Origin of the sequence: Pseudomonas sp. 18173 (assembly GCF_050432945.1) — a bacterium.
Taxonomy (GTDB): Bacteria; Pseudomonadota; Gammaproteobacteria; order Pseudomonadales; family Pseudomonadaceae; genus Aquipseudomonas.
The window spans coordinates 175,519-195,635 of the sequence record NZ_JBKFTN010000012.1 but is presented as its reverse complement, the minus strand read 5'-3'; the positions used below and the strand labels follow the sequence as shown (position 1 = coordinate 195,635).

General features: G+C 61.5%; 13 protein-coding genes. 9 read left to right on the top strand and 4 right to left on the bottom strand.

The features are described 5' to 3' along the window. Nucleotides 1-256: 256 nt before the first annotated feature. Complete coding sequence (gene xthA, locus ACLD1X_RS15755; protein ID WP_008020906.1) at nt 257-1,069, bottom strand: exodeoxyribonuclease III; 813 nt, start codon at nt 1,067-1,069, stop codon at nt 257-259. 297 nt (nt 1,070-1,366) lie between these two features. Between xthA and ACLD1X_RS15750 the strand changes: the two genes are divergently transcribed. The 7 genes from ACLD1X_RS15750 (at nt 1,367) to ACLD1X_RS15720 (ending at nt 13,076) form a co-directional block, all read left to right on the top strand. Further along, a complete protein-coding gene (locus ACLD1X_RS15750) occupies nt 1,367-2,017 on the top strand; it encodes a GNAT family N-acetyltransferase (protein ID WP_429369137.1) in 651 nt (216 codons plus the stop codon). 65 nt (nt 2,018-2,082) lie between these two features. Beyond that, complete coding sequence (locus tag ACLD1X_RS15745; protein WP_429369135.1) at nt 2,083-3,810, top strand: autotransporter assembly complex protein TamA; 1,728 nt, start codon at nt 2,083-2,085, stop codon at nt 3,808-3,810. Then, the gene (locus tag ACLD1X_RS15740; RefSeq protein ID WP_429369133.1) at nt 3,807-7,478 is read left to right on the top strand and encodes a translocation/assembly module TamB domain-containing protein; all 3,672 of its coding nucleotides are present in this window, start codon (nt 3,807-3,809) and stop codon (nt 7,476-7,478) included. Before ACLD1X_RS15745 ends, ACLD1X_RS15740 begins: the two co-directional genes overlap by 4 nt. A gap of 761 nt (nt 7,479-8,239) precedes the next feature. Beyond that, nucleotides 8,240-8,713, top strand: a complete 474-nt coding sequence (locus ACLD1X_RS15735) for a MarR family winged helix-turn-helix transcriptional regulator (protein WP_429369131.1) — start codon at nt 8,240-8,242, stop codon at nt 8,711-8,713. Continuing rightward, nucleotides 8,710-10,179 (top strand): efflux transporter outer membrane subunit, encoded by a 1,470-nt coding sequence (locus ACLD1X_RS15730; protein ID WP_429369129.1) that lies wholly within the window; start codon nt 8,710-8,712, stop codon nt 10,177-10,179. The genes ACLD1X_RS15735 and ACLD1X_RS15730 overlap by 4 nt, the downstream gene beginning before the upstream one ends. Nucleotides 10,180-10,194: 15 nt before the next feature. Then, a complete protein-coding gene (locus ACLD1X_RS15725) occupies nt 10,195-11,397 on the top strand; it encodes an efflux RND transporter periplasmic adaptor subunit (RefSeq protein WP_429369127.1) in 1,203 nt (400 codons plus the stop codon). A 146-nt stretch (nt 11,398-11,543) separates the two neighbouring features. Beyond that, nucleotides 11,544-13,076, top strand: coding sequence for a DHA2 family efflux MFS transporter permease subunit (locus tag ACLD1X_RS15720; protein WP_429369125.1), 1,533 nt, complete (start codon nt 11,544-11,546; stop codon nt 13,074-13,076). Between the two features lie 123 nt (nt 13,077-13,199). Here the strand turns inward: ACLD1X_RS15720 and lpxH are convergent, their stop codons facing one another. After that, a complete protein-coding gene (gene lpxH, locus ACLD1X_RS15715; protein WP_429369123.1) occupies nt 13,200-13,952 on the bottom strand; it encodes a UDP-2,3-diacylglucosamine diphosphatase in 753 nt (250 codons plus the stop codon). Further along, nucleotides 13,949-14,452, bottom strand: a complete 504-nt coding sequence (locus tag ACLD1X_RS15710; RefSeq protein WP_429369121.1) for a peptidylprolyl isomerase — start codon at nt 14,450-14,452, stop codon at nt 13,949-13,951. Before ACLD1X_RS15710 ends, lpxH begins: the two co-directional genes overlap by 4 nt. A 251-nt stretch (nt 14,453-14,703) precedes the next feature. Between ACLD1X_RS15710 and ACLD1X_RS15705 the strand changes: the two genes are divergently transcribed. Both ACLD1X_RS15705 and cysS read left to right on the top strand, forming a co-directional pair. Beyond that, nucleotides 14,704-16,401: a glutamine--tRNA ligase/YqeY domain fusion protein gene (locus ACLD1X_RS15705; protein WP_429369119.1), complete on the top strand. Its 1,698-nt coding sequence runs from the start codon at nt 14,704-14,706 to the stop codon at nt 16,399-16,401. Between the two features lie 15 nt (nt 16,402-16,416). Next, nucleotides 16,417-17,799 (top strand): cysteine--tRNA ligase, encoded by a 1,383-nt coding sequence (gene cysS, locus ACLD1X_RS15700; RefSeq protein WP_429369117.1) that lies wholly within the window; start codon nt 16,417-16,419, stop codon nt 17,797-17,799. A 218-nt stretch (nt 17,800-18,017) separates the two neighbouring features. On the opposite strand, the gene ACLD1X_RS15695 is transcribed toward cysS, so the two are convergent. Next, nucleotides 18,018-19,871 (bottom strand): sigma-54-dependent Fis family transcriptional regulator, encoded by a 1,854-nt coding sequence (locus tag ACLD1X_RS15695; protein ID WP_429369115.1) that lies wholly within the window; start codon nt 19,869-19,871, stop codon nt 18,018-18,020. Nucleotides 19,872-20,117: the final 246 nt, after the last annotated feature.

Sequence of the window (20,117 nt, the reverse complement as noted above, 5' to 3'; positions counted from 1 at the left end):
ACTGTCAGATCTGACAGGTCGGGTGGGGTTTCCGATGAGTGGTAGCGAGCTCGGCTGTCAGGGGGGAAGGGGGGCTTTGAGTGGATAGCGAGGGTGCCACTTCAAGGGCTTTGCAGAGTCTTCTGCCGCAGGATGTAAACCGTCACCAGCACCGCCTGCTCGCGAAGAGGACATGTCAGTCGACATCCTTGTTGAATGACACACCGCCTTCGCGAGCAGGCTCACTCCCTCCGGAGCTTGATGTGAACTTGAAAAGTCAGCTCAGCTCAAGCCAGATCGGCGCATGGTCCGAAGGTTTTTCCATGCCGCGCAGTTCGTAGTCCACCCCGGCGGCCTTCACCCGCGGCAGCAAGCCGTGGGAGGCGAGGATCAGGTCGATGCGCAGACCGCGCTTGGGCTCGTCTTCGAAGCCACGGCTGCGGTAGTCGAACCAGCTGAAGGTGTCGGTCACGTCCGGGTTCAAGTGACGGAAACTGTCGACCAGGCCCCAGTTTTTCAGGCGGGCCATCCACTCGCGCTCTTCGGGCAGGAAGCTGCATTTGCCGGTTTTCAGCCAGCGCTTCATGTTGTCGGGGCCGATGCCGATGTCGCAGTCTTCCGGGGAAATGTTCACATCGCCCATCACCACCAGTGGCTGGTCGTTCTTGAACTGGCTTTCCAGCAATTGCTGCAAATCGTTGTAGAAGCGTTCCTTGGCCGGGAATTTGGTCGGGTGGTCGCGGCTTTCGCCCTGTGGGAAATAACCGTTCATGATGGTCACCGGCACGCCGTTGGCGTCGGCGAAGGTGCCCCAGATGAAGCGTCGCTGGGCGTCTTCTTCGTCGGTGGCGAAACCTTTATGCAGGGCCAGCGGCTCCTGGCGCGAGAGCAGGGCGACGCCGTAGTGGCCCTTTTGCCCGTGGAAATACACGTGATAGCCCAGGGCCTTGACTTCATCGAGGGGGAACTGGTCGTCGTGGACCTTGGTTTCCTGCAGGCCGATCACATCGGGCTGGTGCTTTTCGATCAGCGCCGCCAGCTGATGGGGACGGGCGCGCAGCCCGTTGATGTTGAAGGAGACGATCTTCATGGTCGGCAGTCCTGGCAAAAGGGCGATGCTAGCTGACATGTGGGAATCGGGCCAGTGTGGGGTGAGGGGATTGGGTTTTGCCTGTCAGCTTTATGTGGGCAGTAATGGCCCCTTCGCGAGCAGGCTCGCTGCCACAGGGAATGGATGTGGTTTGTACCTTTGTGGGAGCGAGCCTGCTCGCGAAGGCGATTTCATTGCCTACACTGATTGCGGATCTGTAAGGAACTGTGTCAGCACCGATCAGCTCGTAACAACAAGAGCACAGCCATCCGAGCTGTGCCGGGGAGATCGACCGTCATGCCCGAAACTTCGACCGTTATCGCCGATATTCACATGCTCGACAGCGGCTACGCCCGCGAAGCGCGTTCGCTGCTGTACCAGGCTTATCGACACGAGCCGACCTTCGGTTATCTGTTCGAAGCCGAGCGCCCCGGTTACGAACAGCGGGTTCGCGCCACCGTGCGCGAACTGGTGACACAGCACTTTCTCCAGGACCTGCCGGCGATCGGCCTGCTGGTCAACGACCGCGTGATCGGCATCGCCCTGATCGCACCGCCGCAACGTCGTCTTGGCGTCACCGAAAGTTGGGCCTGGCGCCTGCGCATGGTGCTCAGCACAGGATTTCGCTGCACCCGTCGCTACCTCGAATATCACGCGGCCGTAGAGGCCTGCGTGCCAAACGACTCGGTGCACGTCCTGCCATTGCTGGGGGTACATCCGCAGTTCCAGGGCAAACACTTCGGCGAGCAGTTGCTGCAGGCCGTGCACAACTGGTGCGCGGTGGATGAAAACTCACAGGGCGTGATTCTCGACACCGGCAATCCGCGTTATCTGGAGTTCTACAAGCGTCAGGGCTATGAGGAAATCGGCGAGGTCGCCGTAGGACCAGTTCGCGAACACGTGTTTTTTCACCCCAATCCACAGGTGTTGCACAGCGCATCGGCCTGAACCGCGAACTTTCCGGGGATGTCATGCTCTATCACGCTCTCAAGCTCGTGATAGCATCCGCGCCTATGAAGTTTCCAGGAAGAAATACCAGCGGTGTGCTGATGCTGATGATCAGCTGCGCGGCGCTGGCACAAAGTGAATTGGATGTACGGGTCAAACCGTCCAATGATGAGCTCAAGGCCAATATAGAAGGCTATATCGGCAGCCTCGGCGATCGCGATGAACAGGCGTTGCTGCGCTTCAGCCGTGGCGCTGAGGAACAGGCTCGCAAGGCCGCCCAGGCCTTGGGTTATTACCAGCCGCAGATCGACAGCGAGGTGAAGGGCGGCGACACGCCGCGCCTGGTATTGAAGGTCGACCCCGGCGAGCCGGTGCGCCTGCGCAATGTCACGGTGCGCGTCGATGGTCCGGCAGCCTCCCTCAAGGCCTTTCGAGTCCCCAAGAGCGACGCGCTCAAGCCCGGTGCCGTGCTCAATCATGGCCACTACGAGGACGCCAAGCGCCTGATCCAGAATCAGGCTTCGCGCTATGGTTTTTTCAGCGGCCGCTTCACCCGTTCAAAACTGTCGGTCGACCCGCGAGCCGGCGTTGCCGACATCGAATTGATCTATGAAAGTGGCCCGCGCTATACCCTGGGCAAGGTCAGTTTCGAGGGTGATACGCCGTTCGATGACGAGCTGCTGCAGCGCATGGTGCCCTTCAAGGCCGGTACGCCCTATGACTCGGAACTGATCGCCGAACTCAATCAGAACCTGCAATCGAGCGGCTACTTCGAGGGCGTGCGCGTGGACGCGGCGCCCACGGCGTCCAAGGGCGATGCGATCCCGGTGGACGTCAAGCTTGAAACCCGCAAGCCACGGACCATGGGCCTGGGCCTGGGGTTCTCCACCGACGTCGGCCCACGGGCCAAGGCCAACTGGACCCGGCACTGGGTCAACGCACAAGGGCACAGTTACGGCTGGGAGGCCGAAATCTCGGCGCCGCGGCAAAACGTCGGGCTGTTCTACGACATTCCGCTGGACCCGCCACTGACAGACAAACTGCGTTTTGCCGGTGGCTATCAGAATGAGGACATCGCGGGCACCGACACCCACAGCAAGCTGCTGACCCTGGGCCCCGAGTGGCACAGCAAGTTGCCCAGCGGCTGGCAGCGGGTGGTGTCGCTGAAGTGGCAGCGCGAGGATTACCAACTGGGAGACGATTCGGGGCTCAGCAACTTGCTGATGCCCGGTGTGAGCTATTCGTACCTCAAAAGCGACAACCGCATCGACCCGCACAACGGTTATCGCCTGGCATTCGAAAGCAAAGTGGCCAAGGAAGGCCTGGGCTCCGACAGCAACCTGATCTACGGCACGGCATTGGTCAAAGGCCTGACCACGGTGTTCGACAACCATCGCTTCCTCGGGCGGGTGCAGGTCGGCGGCAGTGCCACCAACGGTTTCAAATCGGTGCCGCCGTCGTTGCGCTTCTTCGCCGGTGGCGACCAGAGTGTGCGCGGTTACGACTATCAGAGCCTGTCCCCGGAGAACTCCGACGGTGACCGCATCGGGGGGCGCTACATGGTGGCCGCCAGCGCGGAGTATCAGTATTCCATCGCCGAAAAATGGCGGGTCGCGACCTTTGTCGATCAGGGCAACTCCTTCAATACACTCGAACTGCCGAACCTCAAGACCGGGGTTGGTATCGGCGTGCGCTGGGTATCGCCGGTGGGGCCGATCCGCCTCGACCTGGCGCATGCGCTGGACGACGATGGCGGCATTCGACTGCACTTTTCCATGGGGCCTGAGCTGTGAAGCGTGGTTTGAAAGTAACGCTGCTGGCGATGGCGGCGCTGTTGATGCTGGTTGTCCTGACACTGGCCACGGTGTTGGGCACGGCGACGGGCAGCCGCTGGGCATTGGGCTTCGTGCCGGGGTTGACCCTGGACAACTTCCAGGGCCGGCTGGGCGGGCAGTGGAGCGCCGACCGGGTGCTGTGGCAACAGGACAGCAACCGGGTCGAGCTGAGCCAGGTGATTTTTGCCTGGTCGCCGCTGTGCCTGACCCGCATGACCTTGTGTATCGAGCAATTGCAGGCCGATCAGGTCAGCCTGACCTTCCCGCCGGGTGCGGAAGAACCAGGCAGCGGCCCGATCACGCTGCCGGAACTGAAGTTGCCATTGGCCATCGAGTTTGGCGCGATCAAGGTCGGCAGCCTGTTGTTCAACGGCAGTGAAGAACTCAAGGGGTTGCAACTGGTGGCGCACTGGACAGCGGCCGGGTTGAAGATCGACGCGGTATCGCTGCAGCGCGAAGACCTGAGCCTGGACCTGTCCGGCCTGCTGCAACCGAGCGGCCACTGGCCGCTCAGCGCCGAAGGCAAACTGACCCTGTTGTCGACGCCTGAGCCCTTGGCACTGGCGCTGAAGATCGACGGCGACCTGCTGAAAACCCTGAACCTGAAAGCCGACAGCAGCGGTTACCTCAACGGACAATTGACCGGTGAACTGCAACCGCTGGTGGAAAACCTGCCGGCCAGGGTACGAATCACCGCCGATGGCTTCAAGCCCGGTGCCGATCTGCCGGACACCCTGCAACTCAATCAGCTTGAGCTCACGGGTGCTGGCGACTTGAAGAACGGCTACGCGTTGCTCGGCAAAGCCACGCTGCCCGCCGAGCAAGGGCCGGTCGCCCTGGCGCTGCAAGGCAAGGTCGACGCCAGGGGCGCACAGATCGCCGCACTGGACCTGACCGCCAACGACAAGCAAAGCCTCAAGCTCACCGGGCAGCTGGACTGGAGCAAAGGCCTGAGTGCCGAGGCGAAGATCGACTGGCTGGACTTCCCGTGGCACCGCCTCTATCCGTTGATCGACGAGCCGGAAGTGGCGTTGCGCCGCTTCAATGGCGAGGTGTCCTACACCGACGGCAAGTACCTCGGTCATTTTGAAGCGGCGGCGGATGGTCCGGCCGGCGCGTTCACCCTGGCCAGCCCGTTCGCGGGCGACCTGACGAAAATCTACCTGCAACAGATTCAACTCCAGGCCGGGCAGGGCAAGGCCGAGGGGCACCTGAACCTGCAATTCGCCGACGGCATTGCCTGGGATACCGCGCTGGACTTGTCGGCGATCAACCCGGCGTACTGGGTCGGGGAGCTGCCGGGCACCCTGGCCGGACCGTTGCGCAGTCAGGGCGAGATGAAGAACGACACGCTCAGCCTCAATGCCGACCTGGACCTCAAGGGCAAACTGCGCGGTCAACCGGCGGTGATCCAGGCCAAGGCCGATGGCCGTGGCGAGCAATGGAACCTCAACGCCTTGCAAGTTCGCCTCGGCGATAACAGCATCAGCGGCAAAGGCAGCCTGCAACAGAAGCTCGTCGGGCAGATCGATCTCAAGCTGCCGCGCCTGGCCCAGCTCTGGCCGCAACTGCGCGGCCAACTCAATGGCCGCGTGGATGTCGCCGGCACCCTCAAGGCGCCCCAAGGCAAGCTTGACCTGCAAGGCTCGCAACTGGCCTTCCAGGACAATCGCCTGCAGAGCCTGAACCTCGACGCCACGCTGGACAGTGCGCAACGGGCGAAAATCGACCTCAAGGGCAGCGGCATCCAGGCCGGCGACACTGCGCTGGGAACGCTGACCGCCAGCGGCCAGGGCGACATCAAAAACCAGAAGCTGAGCCTCGACCTGCAAGGGCCGAAGTTGAAACTGGCCCTGGGCCTGGACGGTGCGCTGGACAAGGGCAATTGGCGCGGACGTCTGGCCAGCGGTGATATCCAGGCCGGTGGTCAGGACTGGAAGCTGCAAGGGCCGGCGAAACTCGAACGCCTGGCGGACGGCAAAATTAACTTCGGTGCCCATTGCTGGGCATCCGGCCAGGCCAGCCTGTGCGGTGAAGACTCGCGCCTGATGCCCGACCCCAAGCTGCGTTATCACCTCAAGCAATTCCCGATCGACAGCCTTGCACAGTGGTTGCCGAAGGATTTCGCCTGGCAGGGCCGACTCAATGCCGACCTGCAACTGGACCTGCCGGCCAGTGGCCCGAACGGCCAGATCAGCGTCGATGCCGGTGGCGGCACATTGCGTATCAAGGAAAAGGACCAGTGGCTGGACTTCCCCTACCAGACCTTGAAGCTCACCAGCAAACTCACGCCCAAACGCATCGACACCGAACTCGATTTCGTCGGTGGCAAGCTCGGTGAACTGATGGTGCAGGCGCAGCTCAATCCGTTGCCGAAGAACAAACCGCTGAGCGGCTCGTTCCGCTTGAGCGGGCTGGACCTGTCGGTGGCGCGACCGTTTGTGCCCATGGTCGAAAAGCTGGGCGGGCGCCTGAATGGCAGTGGCACGATTTCCGGCGGACTGTTGGCGCCGCAGGTCAATGGCAGCCTGCAGCTCAGCGACGGCGTAGTGGCCGGGCCTGAGTTGCCGATGGAGCTGCAGAACCTGCACGTTCAAGCGCTGATCGCCGGTGAAAGCGTGCAGCTCAATGGTGGCTGGAACAGCGGCAAGGCCGGGCAGGGCAGCCTGAATGGCAACATTGCCTGGGGCCAGGCGCTGGTGGTGGATCTGGCGCTCAAGGGGACGCAATTGCCGGTCACCGTCGAGCCTTACGCCAAGCTTGAAGTCGCACCGGACCTGAAGATATCGATGAAGGGCGACGAGTTGGCCATCGCCGGCAAAGTGCTGGTGCCCAAAGGTGATATCACCATTCGCGAATTGCCGCCGTCGACGGTCAAGGTCTCCGATGACACGGTGATCGTCGGCCAGCAAACCGAGCAGGGCAAGCCGCCGCTGGCCATGAAGATGGACATCGAAGTGCTGGTGGGCGAAGACAAGCTGAGCTTTGCCGGGTTTGGCCTGACGGCCAATGTGCAGGGGCATGTGCACATCGGCGACAACATGGACACCCGTGGCGAGCTGTGGCTCAACGACGGCCGTTATCGCGCCTACGGCCAGCGGCTTTCGGTGCGCCGGGCACGCTTGCTGTTTGCCGGGCCTATCGACCAGCCGTACCTGGACATCGAGGCCATTCGCAAGACCGACGACATCATTGCCGGCATCCGTTTGAGTGGTAGCGCCGAGCAGCCGACCACACAGATCTTCTCCGAGCCGGCCATGAGCCAGGAGCAGGCCCTGTCCTATCTGGTGCTCGGGCGTCCGCTGAGCAGCAATGGCGAAGACAACAACATGCTCGCCCAGGCAGCCCTCGGTCTGGGCCTGATGGGCAGTGCCGGGGTGACGGGCGATCTGGCGAAGAACCTGGGGATCCAGGACTTCCAGCTCGACACCCAGGGCAGCGGCACCACCACCAGTGTGGTGGCCAGCGGAAATATTTCCGAGAAGCTCAGCCTGCGCTATGGCGTTGGCGTGTTTGAACCTGCCAACACCATTGCCTTGCGCTACAAGCTGAGCAAGAAGGTCTACCTCGAAGCCGCCGGCGGTGTGGCCAGTTCGCTGGACATCTTCTACAAGCGGGATTTCTAATTCTCAATCAAGCGGCGGCTCGGCAATCCGGTTTGCCTGCTCAGGCGGCCTGATAGCCGGCGTTCGCTTTGTTGACTGAGTACATATCCGTTTTTTGGGTTATGGCGACTGGTGGTTTCGCCCTTACGGCGACTCACTTTTTTTACAAGCGCCTAAAAAAAGTAAGCAAAAAAACGCTCGGGTATGACTCACCCACTCAGCCTGCCGAGGGGGCGGGTAGATCAAGAGCGGCAGGCGAGCTAACGCTCGGCCCTGTAGGAGCGAGCTTGCTCGCGATGGTCGTCAACGATAACGCGGGCTGCCTGAATGCCCGTGGTGTCCTGGCGTTTTTCGCGAGCAAGCTCGCTCCTACAGGGGGGGGCGCGTCCAATTGTGGTCAGGTCGGCTGTCAGGCCGCCTCGCTTTGGCTTTTGCGGTGTACGCCCCCTCGAGAGGCCGGGCCCACGGAGCAGGACCGGAGCGAGGGAATGCCGAGCTTGGCGAGGCACCGAACGTCAGGGGCAGAGCGTTTTGGTTACTTTGGCGCTTTTCCAAAGTGACCCGCTGTAAAAGCGGAACCGTTAGCGGCCGTTACCGCAGCAATGGATATGTACACCATCAACAATAAGGTCAAAAAAGCGGTGACATCCGTCTATGACCACAAATCCCGACACCATTGGTCAACTATTTACCAAGCCTGCTAACTATTGCGTTGACATTCGCTGCCTAGGCAGTAACATCTCGACATACATTCACTGCCTAGGCAGCTAATTGGTGGTCAGATGAAACATTTCTCCCCGGACGATTTCCACAATTGCCATCTCGGCCTGCTGCTCGGGCGTGCCGCGCTGCTCAAGGACCGGATCCTCGACACCCGAATGGAACCCCACGGCATCACCGCCGCGCAGTTCAAGGTGTTGATCATCATGGCCCAGTACGGCGTCGATTCGCCGGGTGAGCTGTGCCGCCACCTGTCCCTGGACAGCGGCTCGATGACGCGCATGCTCGATCGTCTGGAACAGAAAGGGTTCCTGGCCCGCCAACGCTCCGACGCGGATCGCCGCCAGGTGCAACTTGTGCTCACGGAGGAGGGCCAGAAGCTCGCCGGGTTGTTGCCGCATATCGGCGCCGAAGCCATGAATGAACTGGCCGGTGCCATCACTCCGGAAGAGTTGAAAACCCTGGAGCTGATCCTGAAGAAAATTTTGTTGGCAGCCGGTGACGCGATCACCCTGCTGCGAGTAGGTGACAAATGAGCAGTAAACCCTTGCGTACCGGCTTGAGCCTGGTGCTGTTGGCCATGAGCGTCGCCGGTTGCGCCAGTTACAGCGGCCTGAAAACCGAAGGTGTCAGCCTTGACGCGAAGAGCCTCAAGGCCGGGCAATCCCTGGGTGGCGTGACCCTGTCGCCGGCCGCCTGGCCGAAAAGCGACTGGTGGAAAAGCCTCGGCGACCCGCAACTCGACGGGCTGATCCGCGAGGCCCTGCGCGACAGCCCGGACATGCAAATTGCCGACGCCCGCGCCCATCAGGCCAGTGCCGCGGCCTATGCCGCCGACGCCGCACGGATGCCGACCCTGGATGCCAGCGCCGGTGTCAGCCGCTCGCGCCTGGCCCGGGACCAGGACCCGCGCGGGCAGGGTGACGCTTACGCCACCATTCGCAACATCAGCGCCGGTTTCAATTACAACTTCGACCTGTGGGGCGGCCAGCGCGACGCCTGGGAAGCCGCCCTCGGTGAGGCCCGTGCAGCCGAAGTCGACCAGCAGGCTGCGCAACTGACGCTGGCCGCCGATGTCGCCCGGGCCTATAGCGATCTCGGACAGGCGCACATCGTCCATGACCTCTCCAGCGAAGACCTCAAGCGCACCCGGCAAATGCTCGAGCTGAGCCAGCGGCGCCTGACTGCCGGGATCGACAGCCAGTACCAGTTCCAGCAGACCGAAAGCCTGGAAGCCACCTCCCAGGCCAACCTGATCGACGCGCAAAAGCGCCTGAACAGCGCGAAAATCGCCCTTGCGGTGCTGCTCGGCAAAGGTCCTGACCGCGGCAATGAAATTGCCCGCCCCAACATTCTTCAGCCGAGCGTGGTAGCGCTACCTTCGGTGCTGCCGGCCGAACTGCTCGGGCGTCGTCCGGACCTGGTGGCCGCGCGCTGGCGGGTCGAGGCGGCAAGCAAAAGCATCGACGCCGGCAAGACCCGCTTCTATCCCAATTTGAACCTCAGCGCCGCTGCCGGTGCCGAATCCTTGTTGGGCGATGCGATGTTTGGTTCGGCCAGCCGCTTCTTCAACATTGCCCCGACGATCTCTGTGCCGATCTTCGACGGTGGCCGCTTGCGCGCCGACCTCGACTCGCGTGACGCCGATTACGACCTCGCTGTGGCGCAGTACAACAAAAGCCTGGTGAAGGCGCTGGGGGATGTCAGTGACAGCATCAACCAGTTGCGCGATATCGGCCGGCAAATCGCTGCCCAGCAGCACGCCACCGACATCGCCCAGGATTCCTACAACACCGTGGTCCAGCGTTACGGTTCCGGCATCGGCAACTACCTGGACGTGCTCAGCATCGAGCAGCAATTGCTCCAGGCCCAGCGTCAGCTGGCCAACCTGAATGCCGAGCAGATTGACCTGTCGATCCAACTGATGCAGGCGCTGGGCGGCGGTTTCCAGCCTGAGGCCATTGCCTCGGCCAACGCCACTCCAGCCACGCTGACCCACTAATTCAAGGTACTTGTCATGGCCACTGCCGATACAACTCAACCTCCTGAAAACACCCAGGGCAACCCCAACTCGGGCAAGCGCAAGTTCATGCTGCTGGTGCTGGCTGCCGCTGTCGTGCTCAGCGGCGCGGGCGTCTGGGCCTACCACGAGTTTTACGGGCGCTGGAGCGAAAGCACCGACGACGCCTATGTGAACGGCAACGTGGTGGAAATCACGCCGCTGGTCACCGGCACCGTGGTCAGCATCGGCGCCGATGACGGCGATCTGGTGCATGAAGGCCAGGTGCTGGTGAACTTCGACCCGAACGACGCCGAAATCGGCCTGCAAAACGCCCAGGCCAATCTGGCCCGCACGGTGCGCCAGGTGCGTGGCCTGTACAGCGATGTGGACGGCATGAAAGCCCAGGTCAACGCCCAGAAAGCCGAAGTGCAAAAGGCCCAGGACAACTTCAACCGACGCAAGAATCTTGCTGCCGGCGGGGCGATTTCCCAGGAAGAACTGTCCCACGCCCGCGACGACCTGACCTCGGCACAAAACGCCTTGGCCAACGCCGAACAGAAGCTCAAGACCACCAGCGCACTGGTCGATGACACCGTGGTTTCATCGCACCCGGACGTGATGGCTGCCGCGGCGCAACTGCGCCAGGCTTACCTGAACAACTCACGCAGCGTCCTGATTGCACCGGTCACCGGTTACGTGGCCAAGCGTTCTGTGCAACTGGGCCAACGCGTGCAACCGGGCACCGCGCTGATGGCGGTGATTCCGCTGGATCAGCTGTGGATCGACGCCAACTTCAAGGAAACCCAGCTGCGTGACATGCGCATTGGCCAGCCGGTCGAGATCGAAACCGACCTCTATGGCAGCGATGTCAAATACACCGGCACCATCGACAGCCTCGGCGCCGGTACCGGCAGCGCCTTTGCCTTGCTGCCGGCGCAGAACGCCACCGGCAACTGGATCAAGATCGTGCAGCGCGTACCGGTGCGCATCCACGTCAACGCCGAAGAGCTGGCCAATCACCCGCTGCGGGTCGGCCTGTCGACCATGGTCGAGGTGAACCTGCGCGACCAGAGCGGGCCGGTGCTGGCGCAACAGCCGCCGCAGAAGGCTTCGTTCAGCACCAACGTCTACGACCGTCAGTTGGCCGAGGCCGACGCGATGATCACCCAGTTGATCCACGACAACAGCGCCGCGGTCAGCAAGACCGCGCAACGCTGATATGCCATCACATCGACCCTGTGGGAGCGGGCTTGCTCGCGAAGGCGGAGCGTCAGGCGACATCCATGTTGAATGTGCCGACCTCTTCGCGGGCAAGCCCGCTCCCACAGGGTTAGCTGCGCCCGTCTGGATTCAAAGGATTTTCGATGAGCAATAACGCGTCTTTCACACCGCCCAGCCTGTTGCTCAGCACCATCGGCCTGTCGCTGGCGACTTTCATGCAAGTGCTCGACACCACCATCGCCAACGTGGCGTTGCCGACGATCTCCGGCAACCTGGGCGTGAGTTCGGAGCAGGGCACCTGGGTGATCACCTCGTTTGCGGTGAGCAACGCCATCGCCTTGCCACTGACCGGTTGGCTCAGCCGGCGTTTTGGCGAGGTAAAGCTGTTTGTCTGGGCGACACTGCTGTTCGTGCTGGCCTCGTTTTTGTGCGGGATTTCCACGTCCATGCCCGAGCTGGTGGGCTTCCGGGTGCTGCAAGGGGTAGTGGCCGGGCCGCTGTATCCGATGACCCAGACCCTGCTGATTGCGGTGTACCCCCCGGCGAAACGGGGGCTGGCCCTGGCATTGCTGGCGATGGTCACGGTGGTCGCGCCGATTGCCGGGCCGATTCTCGGCGGCTGGATCACTGACAGCTACAGCTGGCCGTGGATTTTCTTCATCAACGTGCCGATCGGCCTGTTCGCTGCCTGGGTGGTGACGCAGCAGATGAAAAAGCGCCCGGTGGTCACCAGCCGCCAACCGATGGATTATGTCGGCCTGATCGCGCTGATCATCGGCGTCGGGGCGCTGCAGATTGTGCTCGACAAGGGCAACGATGCTGACTGGTTCGAATCGAACTTCATCATTATCGGCTCGGTGATTTCGGTGGTGGCCCTGGCGTTCTTCATCATCTGGGAAATGACCGATGAACACCCGGTGGTCAACCTGCGCCTGTTTGCCCATCGCAACTTCCGCTACGGCACCATCGTGCTGATCCTGGGTTATGCCGGGTTCTTCGGGATCAACCTGATCCTGCCGCAGTGGCTACAGACGCGACTGGGCTACACCGCGACCTGGGCCGGTTTTGCCGTGGCACCATTGGGGATCCTGCCGGTGCTGCTGGCGCCGTTTGTCGGTAAATACGCACCGAAATTCGATATGCGCCTGCTGGCGGGCGGGGCGTTCCTGGCCATCGGACTGAGCTGCTTCATGCGCGCCGGCTTCACCAATGAAGTGGACTTCCAGCACATCGCGCTGGTTCAGTTGTTCATGGGTATCGGCGTGGCGCTGTTCTTCATGCCGACCCTGACCATCCTGCTGTCGGACCTGCCACCGAGCCAGATCGCCGACGGTTCCGGGCTGGCGACGTTCCTGCGGACCCTGGGCGGCAGTTTCGCGGCGTCGTTGACCACCTGGATCTGGATTCGCCGGGCCGATCAACACCATGCCTACCTGACCGAAAGCATCACCCCGTTCGACCCGGCAACCCGCGAAGCGCTGACCCAGCTGGGCGGGGCAGGGGCCAAGGCCTACACGCAGCTGGAGCAGACGGTGATCAGCCAGGCGTACATCATGTCCACGGTGGATTACTTCACCTTGCTGGGCTGGATGTTCATGGGGTTGATCCTGATCGTCTGGCTGGCCAAGCCGCCGTTTACCGCCAAGGCCGGGCCTGCGGCGTCCGCGGGGCACTAAGCCAAACACTGTCCCTGTGGGAGCGGGCTTGCCCGCGATGGCGGCCTGACAGGCAACATAGATGTTGAATGGGCTGGCCTCATCGCGGGCAAGCCCGCTCCCACAGGGTTTTGTGTTTGCCAGTTATGTGGCGGGTGCAGCCAACTGCGGTGGCGGGGCGAAGTCGAACGGCGCCAGGGCAAACCCTTGTTCGTCGACCTGCAACGCCCACCCCTGGCGATCCCAATCCCCCAGCACAATGCGCCGGGCTGCTTGCTCGCCCAGCTGCAACTTGTGAATCGCAGGGCGGTGGGTATGCCCGTGGATCAAGGTTTTCACGCCGAACTCCTGCATGATCCGCGGAATTTCTTCGGGCGTGACATCGACGATGTCATTGGCTTTCATCCGTGTTTGCGCGCGGCTTTCACTGCGCAGCTTGCGCGCCAGCTTGTGCCGGGTGCGCAGCGGCAGGTTGCGCAGGATGAACAGGGTGATCGGGTTGCGCAGGTAGCGACGCAGCTTCATATAGCTTTCGTCGCGGGTGCAGAGGCTGTCGCCGTGCATCAGCAGTACCGGCTCGCCGTTGAATTGCACGACACTCGGATCCTTCAACAATGTGCAGCCGGCTTCCTTGCAGAACGCCTTGCCGAGCATGAAGTCGCGATTGCCGTGCATCAGGAAAATGGCCGTGCCGCTGTCGCTGAGGTCGCGCAGGGCCTGGCAGATGGAACGCTGGAAGGGGGTCATGGCGTCGTCGCCAATCCACACCTCGAAGAAGTCGCCCAGAATGTACAACGCACTCGCCGAGCGGGCGCGTCCGGCGAGCAAATCCAGAAACGCCCGGGTAATGTCCGGGCGCTCCTCTTCCAGATGCAAGTCTGAAATCAGCAGTATCACTCAATGATCTCGGCTTTCTCGATGATCACGTCGTCTGCCGGTACGTCCTGGTGGCCGGCCTTGGAAGTGGTGGCCACGCCTTTGATCTTGTCGACAACGTCGGTGCCGGCGGTCACTTTGCCGAATACCGCGTAGCCCCAGCCTTGTACGTTCTTGCCGCTGTGGTTCAGGAAGCTGTTGTCCGCCACGTTGATGAAGAACTGGGCGGAAGCCGAATGCGGTTCCATGGTACGGGCCATGGCGATGGTGTACTTGTCGTTGGAAAGACCGTTGTCAGCTTCGTTCTGGATGCTTGGACGCTTGTCTTTCTTTTCTTTCATGCCTGGCTCGAAACCGCCGCCCTGGATCATGAAGTTACCGATGACGCGGTGGAAAACAGTGTTTTCGTAGTGACCGGCTTTGACGTATTCGACGAAGTTGGCCACGGTGATCGGGGCTTTTTCGGCGTTCAGTTCGATGACGATGTCACCAAAGTTGGTAGTCAGTTTGACTTGGGTCATGATCGTTACTCATTTAAGGAATTCGTGGTTTTGGGACATGCCATCCCGCAACCGGTTCAGCCTGTCTCGGCCAAGGTGCGCAGTTTAGCGTGACAGGCACGAATTTCGAGGCTGTTTTTTCATTTACGGCCTATTAAATGCGACGGTTTACAGAGCGCGCTCTGTCAGGTACTTGACGGCATCGGCTATGATAGCGGCTTTGTTTTGTCCGGCCTTCATTACGGCCACGCACTTGTACGTTCAAGGATCCTATGAGCAAGCCCACTGTCGACCCTACCTCGAATGCCAAGACCGGCCCTGCCGTGCCGGTCAACTTCCTGCGGCCGATCATCCAGGCAGACCTGGACTCGGGCAAGCACACGCAAATCGTCACCCGTTTCCCGCCTGAACCCAACGGCTACCTGCACATCGGTCACGCCAAGTCGATCTGCGTGAACTTCGGCCTTGCCCAGGAGTTCGGCGGCGTCACGCACCTGCGTTTCGACGACACCAACCCGGCCAAGGAAGACCAGGAATACATCGACGCGATCGAAAGCGACGTCAAATGGCTGGGCTTTGAGTGGTCCGGCGAAGTGCGCTACGCCTCGCAGTATTTCGACCAGTTGCACGACTGGGCGGTGGAACTGATCAAGTCCGGCAAGGCCTACGTCGATGACCTGAGCCCGGAGCAGGCCAAGGAATACCGTGGCACCCTGACTGAACCTGGCAAGAACAGCCCGTTCCGTGACCGCTCGGTGGAAGAGAACCTGGACCTGTTCGCGCGCATGAAGGCCGGCGAGTTCAAGGACGGCGCACGCGTGCTGCGGGCCAAGATCGACATGGCCTCGCCGAACATGAACCTGCGCGACCCGATCATGTATCGCATTCGCCACGCTCATCACCACCAGACCGGCGACAAGTGGTGCATCTACCCGAACTACGACTTCACCCACGGTCAGTCGGACGCCATCGAAGGCATCACCCATTCGATCTGCACCCTGGAGTTCGAAAGCCACCGTCCGCTGTACGAGTGGTTCCTCGACAACCTGCCGGTGCCGGCCAACCCGCGCCAATACGAGTTCAGCCGCCTGAACCTGAACTACACCATCACCAGCAAGCGCAAGCTCAAGCAGCTGGTCGATGAAAAACACGTCAACGGCTGGGACGACCCGCGCATGTCCACGCTGTCGGGTTTCCGCCGCCGTGGCTACACGCCGAAATCGATCCGCAATTTCTGCGAAATGATCGGCACCAACCGTTCCGACGGCGTGGTCGATTTCGGCATGCTCGAATTCAGCATCCGCGACGACCTCGACCACAGCGCCCCGCGTGCCATGTGCGTGTTGCGTCCGCTGAAAGTCGTGATCACCAACTACCCGGAAGGCCAGGTCGAGAACCTCGAGCTGCCGTGCCACCCGAAAGAAGACATGGGCGTTCGCGCGTTGCCATTCGCCCGTGAAATCTACATCGACCGTGAAGACTTCATGGAAGAGCCGCCGAAGGGCTACAAGCGCCTGGAGCCGGCCGGTGAAGTGCGCCTGCGTGGCAGCTACGTGATCCGTGCCGACGAAGCGATCAAGGACGCCGATGGCAACATCGTCGAACTGCGCTGCTCGTACGATCCGGACACCCTGGGCAAGAACCCGGAAGGCCGCAAGGTCAAGGGCGTGATCCACTGGGTGCCGGCCGCTGCCAGCGTCGAGTGCGAAGTGCGCCTATACGATCGCCTGTTCCGTTCTGCGAACCCGGAGAAGGCCGAAGACAGCGCCAGTTTCCTGGACAACATCAACCCTGACTCGCTGCAGGTACTCACCGGTTGTCGTGCCGAGCCTTCGCTGGGCAACGCACAGCCGGAAGACCGTTTCCAGTTCGAGCGCGAAGGCTACTTCGTCGCCGATCTCAAGGACTCGAAACCAGGTCAGCCGGTATTCAACCGTACCGTGACCCTGCGTGATTCGTGGGGCCAGTGATTCAAGGAAGTTAACGTGCTTACGATTTACAACACGCTCACCAAGAGCAAAGAAGTCTTCAAGCCGCTCGATGGCAACAAGGTGCGCATGTACGTGTGCGGCATGACCGTGTACGACTACTGCCACCTGGGCCACGGCCGCAGCATGGTCGCCTTCGACCTGGTGACGCGCTGGCTGCGCTTTAGCGGCTACGACCTGACTTATGTGCGCAACATCACCGACATTGACGACAAGATCATCAACCGGGCCAACGAGAACGGCGAGTCGTTCGAAGCCTTGACCGAACGCATGATCGCGGCGATGCACGAAGATGAAGCGCGCCTGAACATCAAGAAGCCGGACATGGAGCCGCGTGCCACGGATCACATCCCGGGCATGCACGCGATGATCCAGACCCTGATCGACAAGGGTTATGCCTACGCCCCGGGCAATGGCGACGTGTACTACCGCGTCGGCAAGTTCATGGGCTACGGCAAGCTGTCGCGCAAGAAGATCGAAGACCTGCGTATCGGTGCGCGCATCGAGGTCGACGAAGCGAAGGAAGACCCGCTGGACTTCGTGCTGTGGAAAGGCGTCAAGCCGGGCGAGCCGAGCTGGGAATCGCCGTGGGGCGCCGGGCGTCCGGGCTGGCACATCGAGTGCTCGGTGATGTCCACCTGCTGCCTGGGCGAGACCTTCGATATTCATGGCGGCGGCAGCGACCTCGAGTTCCCGCACCACGAAAACGAAATCGCCCAGAGCGAAGCGGCCACCGGCAAGACCTACGCCAACGCGTGGATGCATTGCGGCATGATCCGGATCAATGGCGAGAAGATGTCCAAGTCCTTGAACAACTTCTTCACCATCCGCGACGTGCTCGACAAGTACCACCCGGAAGTCGTGCGTTACCTGCTGGTGTCGAGCCACTACCGCAGCGCCATCAACTACTCGGAAGACAACCTCAAGGACGCCAAGGGCGCCCTGGAGCGTTTCTACCACGCGTTGAAAGGTCTGCCGAACGTGGCGCCGGCGGGCGGCGAAGCCTTCGTCGAGCGCTTCACCCAGGTGATGAACGACGACTTCGGTACGCCGGAAGCCTGCGCGGTGCTGTTCGAGATGGTCCGCGAGATCAACCGCCTGCGCGAGAGCGATCTGAACGCAGCGGCCGGTCTGGCAGCCCGTTTGAAAGAACTGGCCAGTGTGCTGGGTGTGTTGCAGCTTGAAGCCGATGACTTCCTGCAGGCCGGTGCCGAAGGGCGGGTGGATGCCGCGCAAGTCGAAGCATTGATCGCTGCGCGTCTGGCAGCCCGTGCCGGCAAGGACTGGGCCGAATCCGACCGTATCCGCGACCAGCTCACCGCCATGGGCGTGGTGCTGGAAGACGGCAAGGGCGGCACGACCTGGCGTCTGGCTGACTGATAGCTGTAGTGCTTGAAAACAAAACCCGCCTTGTGCGGGTTTTTGTTTGTGGGTATGGCGGAAAATGCTGTTTCAGCAGTGCTGTCGCCTTCGCGAGCAAGCCCGCTCCCACATTGGATTTGTGTCGTACTGAAAACTCAGACACACCGCAGATCAAATGTGGGAGCGGGCTTGCTCGCGAAGGTCTCAAACCGAACGCCACCGGTGCGGATCCCCCGTCATTCCGTCTGGCGCAGTCGCTTGTAAAGGGTATTACGGCTTACTCCGAGCCTGCGCGCCAGATGGGAAATGTTCCCCCCAACCGCCTGCAACTGCCGGTTCAACTCCTCGGCATCATCAAGATCAACCGCCAGTGGCTCCTGTGTCTCCACCGGCTCCATCTCCAGGTCGACAAAAAAATCATCCGGCAAATGCTCCAATCGCACGGGTTGTTCGTCGGCCATGGCCAGCGCCACCTGCATCACGCTACTGACCTGCCGCAAATTGCCCGGCCACGGATGGCGGTCGAACAACTCCAGCACCTCACGGCTCAAACCGGCCCATTGGCTCGGCTCCCGGTGCTGTTCCCATAGACGTTTGAACAACGCCTGCTTGTCGCTGCGCTCGCGCAGCGGTGGCAACTCCAGGGTCAGGCCGCCGATGCGGTAGTACAGATCTTCGCGGAAACGCCCCAATTGCACCTGTTCGCGCAAGGAGCGGTTGGTCGCGGAAATGATGCGGATGTCCACCGGGAACAACTCGCTGCTGCCCACCGGCTGCACGCAACGTTCCTGCAACACGCGCAGCAGGCGGGCCTGGGTCGGCAGCGGCATGTCGCCGATTTCGTCGAGGAACAACGTGCCTTTGTCGGCCTTGCGGATCAGGCCGATGCTGCCTTTCTGGTTGGCCCCGGTGAACGCGCCTTTCTCGTAGCCGAACAGCTCGGATTCCACCAGTTCGGCGGGGATCGCTGCGCAGTTGACGGCGATGAACGCTTGTTTGCTGCGCGAGCTGGCCTGGTGCAGTGCCTTGACGAAGACTTCCTTGCCGACCCCGGTTTCGCCGTGGATCAACAGCGGGATGTCTTTTTCCAGCAGGCGTTCGGCCTGGCGCACGGCCTTTTCCACACGGCTGTCGCCGAAGTGCAGGGTGTTGAGACTGATCGTCGCCGGTGTCGGGTTCGTCACCGCAGGTTCGGCGCTTTTGTTTTCAGAAAATAGCCGCGGCTGGATCGGAACCTGCTTCGGCCTTTTCAGCAGGCACTGGAAGCGATTGCGTCCCGAGGCTTGCAAGGAGAAGGGCAGGCCTTCGGGTTGATTCAACAATTCCAGCAACGAGACCTTGAACAGGCTCTCGACACTGACCCGCGACAGACGCACCCCCAGCAGATTGTCGGCCCGGCGGTTGGCCGACAGTACCAGACCGGTTTCATCGAAAATCAGCAAGCCGGCCCATTGGCTGTCGAGGTTGTTCAGGCCGGTGTTGAAGGTCAGCTGGAAATGCTGGCCGCGGAACAGGTTGAGGATCAGCCGGTTCTCCACGGTCTGGCTCATCATCTTGACCATGCCCAGGGTGTGGGAGGGTGGCAGGTAGCTGTCGCTGGAAACGTCCAGCACCGCGATCACCTTGCGTTCGGCATCGAAGATCGGCGCGGCGGAACCGGTCATGAAGCGGTTGGCCTTGAGGAAGTGTTCGTCGTGCTCGATGTGCACGGCCTGTTCGCAGGCCAGGGCGGTGCCAATGGCGTTGGTCCCGGTGCAGCGTTCCATCCAGCTGGCGCCGGCGCTGAAACCCCGGGCCAGCTTGGGCTCGATGAAGCGCTGCGTGCCCCATGACGTGAGCACCTGGCCCTGATGGTCGGCGAGCATGATCAGGCAATTGGAATTGCTCAGGATGTTCTCGTAGTAGGGCAGCACTTCCTGATGGGTGGTTTGCACCAGTGAATGCTGGCTTTCCAGCAGTTGCGCGATGCCCGCGGCCGGTAATTGATCGAATGCCGGTGTGCTCTGATGGTCGAGACCGAAGGCGCGGCATCGGGACCAGGAGTCCTGGATGATGGCGTCGTGGGATAACGCGGGGGCAGGTACGGCCATTCAAGTCAGCCTCTGGTTAACGCTTTTATTGTTGTTATGGATACATCAACTACATACAACACTGTAGGAGCGAGCTTGCTCGCGATGGACGTGAAGTCGCCTCGTTGCTTCAGGCAGCCCTCGTCATCGTTGACCTCCATCGCGAGCAAGCTCGCTCCTACAAGGGGCCGGAAAACGGTCTGTAGAGTGTTGTTCACTAATGTTCATTGTCAACCGTTGAAGTGTTCAGTTGTTCAGTCACGGTTG

Bases quoted from the DNA above. Each gene is read 5' to 3' on its own strand.
- ACLD1X_RS15735 (WP_429369131.1), top strand. From the start codon at position 8,240: ATGAAACATTTCTCCCCGGACGATTTCCACAATTGCCATCTCGGCCTG.
- ACLD1X_RS15730 (WP_429369129.1), top strand. From the start codon at position 8,710: ATGAGCAGTAAACCCTTGCGTACCGGCTTGAGCCTGGTGCTGTTGGCC.
- ACLD1X_RS15725 (WP_429369127.1), top strand. From the start codon at position 10,195: ATGGCCACTGCCGATACAACTCAACCTCCTGAAAACACCCAGGGCAAC.
- ACLD1X_RS15750 (WP_429369137.1), top strand. From the start codon at position 1,367: ATGCCCGAAACTTCGACCGTTATCGCCGATATTCACATGCTCGACAGC.
- ACLD1X_RS15720 (WP_429369125.1), top strand. From the start codon at position 11,544: ATGAGCAATAACGCGTCTTTCACACCGCCCAGCCTGTTGCTCAGCACC.
- xthA (WP_008020906.1), bottom strand. From the start codon at position 1,069: ATGAAGATCGTCTCCTTCAACATCAACGGGCTGCGCGCCCGTCCCCAT.
- ACLD1X_RS15745 (WP_429369135.1), top strand. From the start codon at position 2,083: ATGAAGTTTCCAGGAAGAAATACCAGCGGTGTGCTGATGCTGATGATC.
- ACLD1X_RS15705 (WP_429369119.1), top strand. From the start codon at position 14,704: ATGAGCAAGCCCACTGTCGACCCTACCTCGAATGCCAAGACCGGCCCT.
- ACLD1X_RS15710 (WP_429369121.1), bottom strand. From the start codon at position 14,452: ATGACCCAAGTCAAACTGACTACCAACTTTGGTGACATCGTCATCGAA.
- ACLD1X_RS15695 (WP_429369115.1), bottom strand. From the start codon at position 19,871: ATGGCCGTACCTGCCCCCGCGTTATCCCACGACGCCATCATCCAGGAC.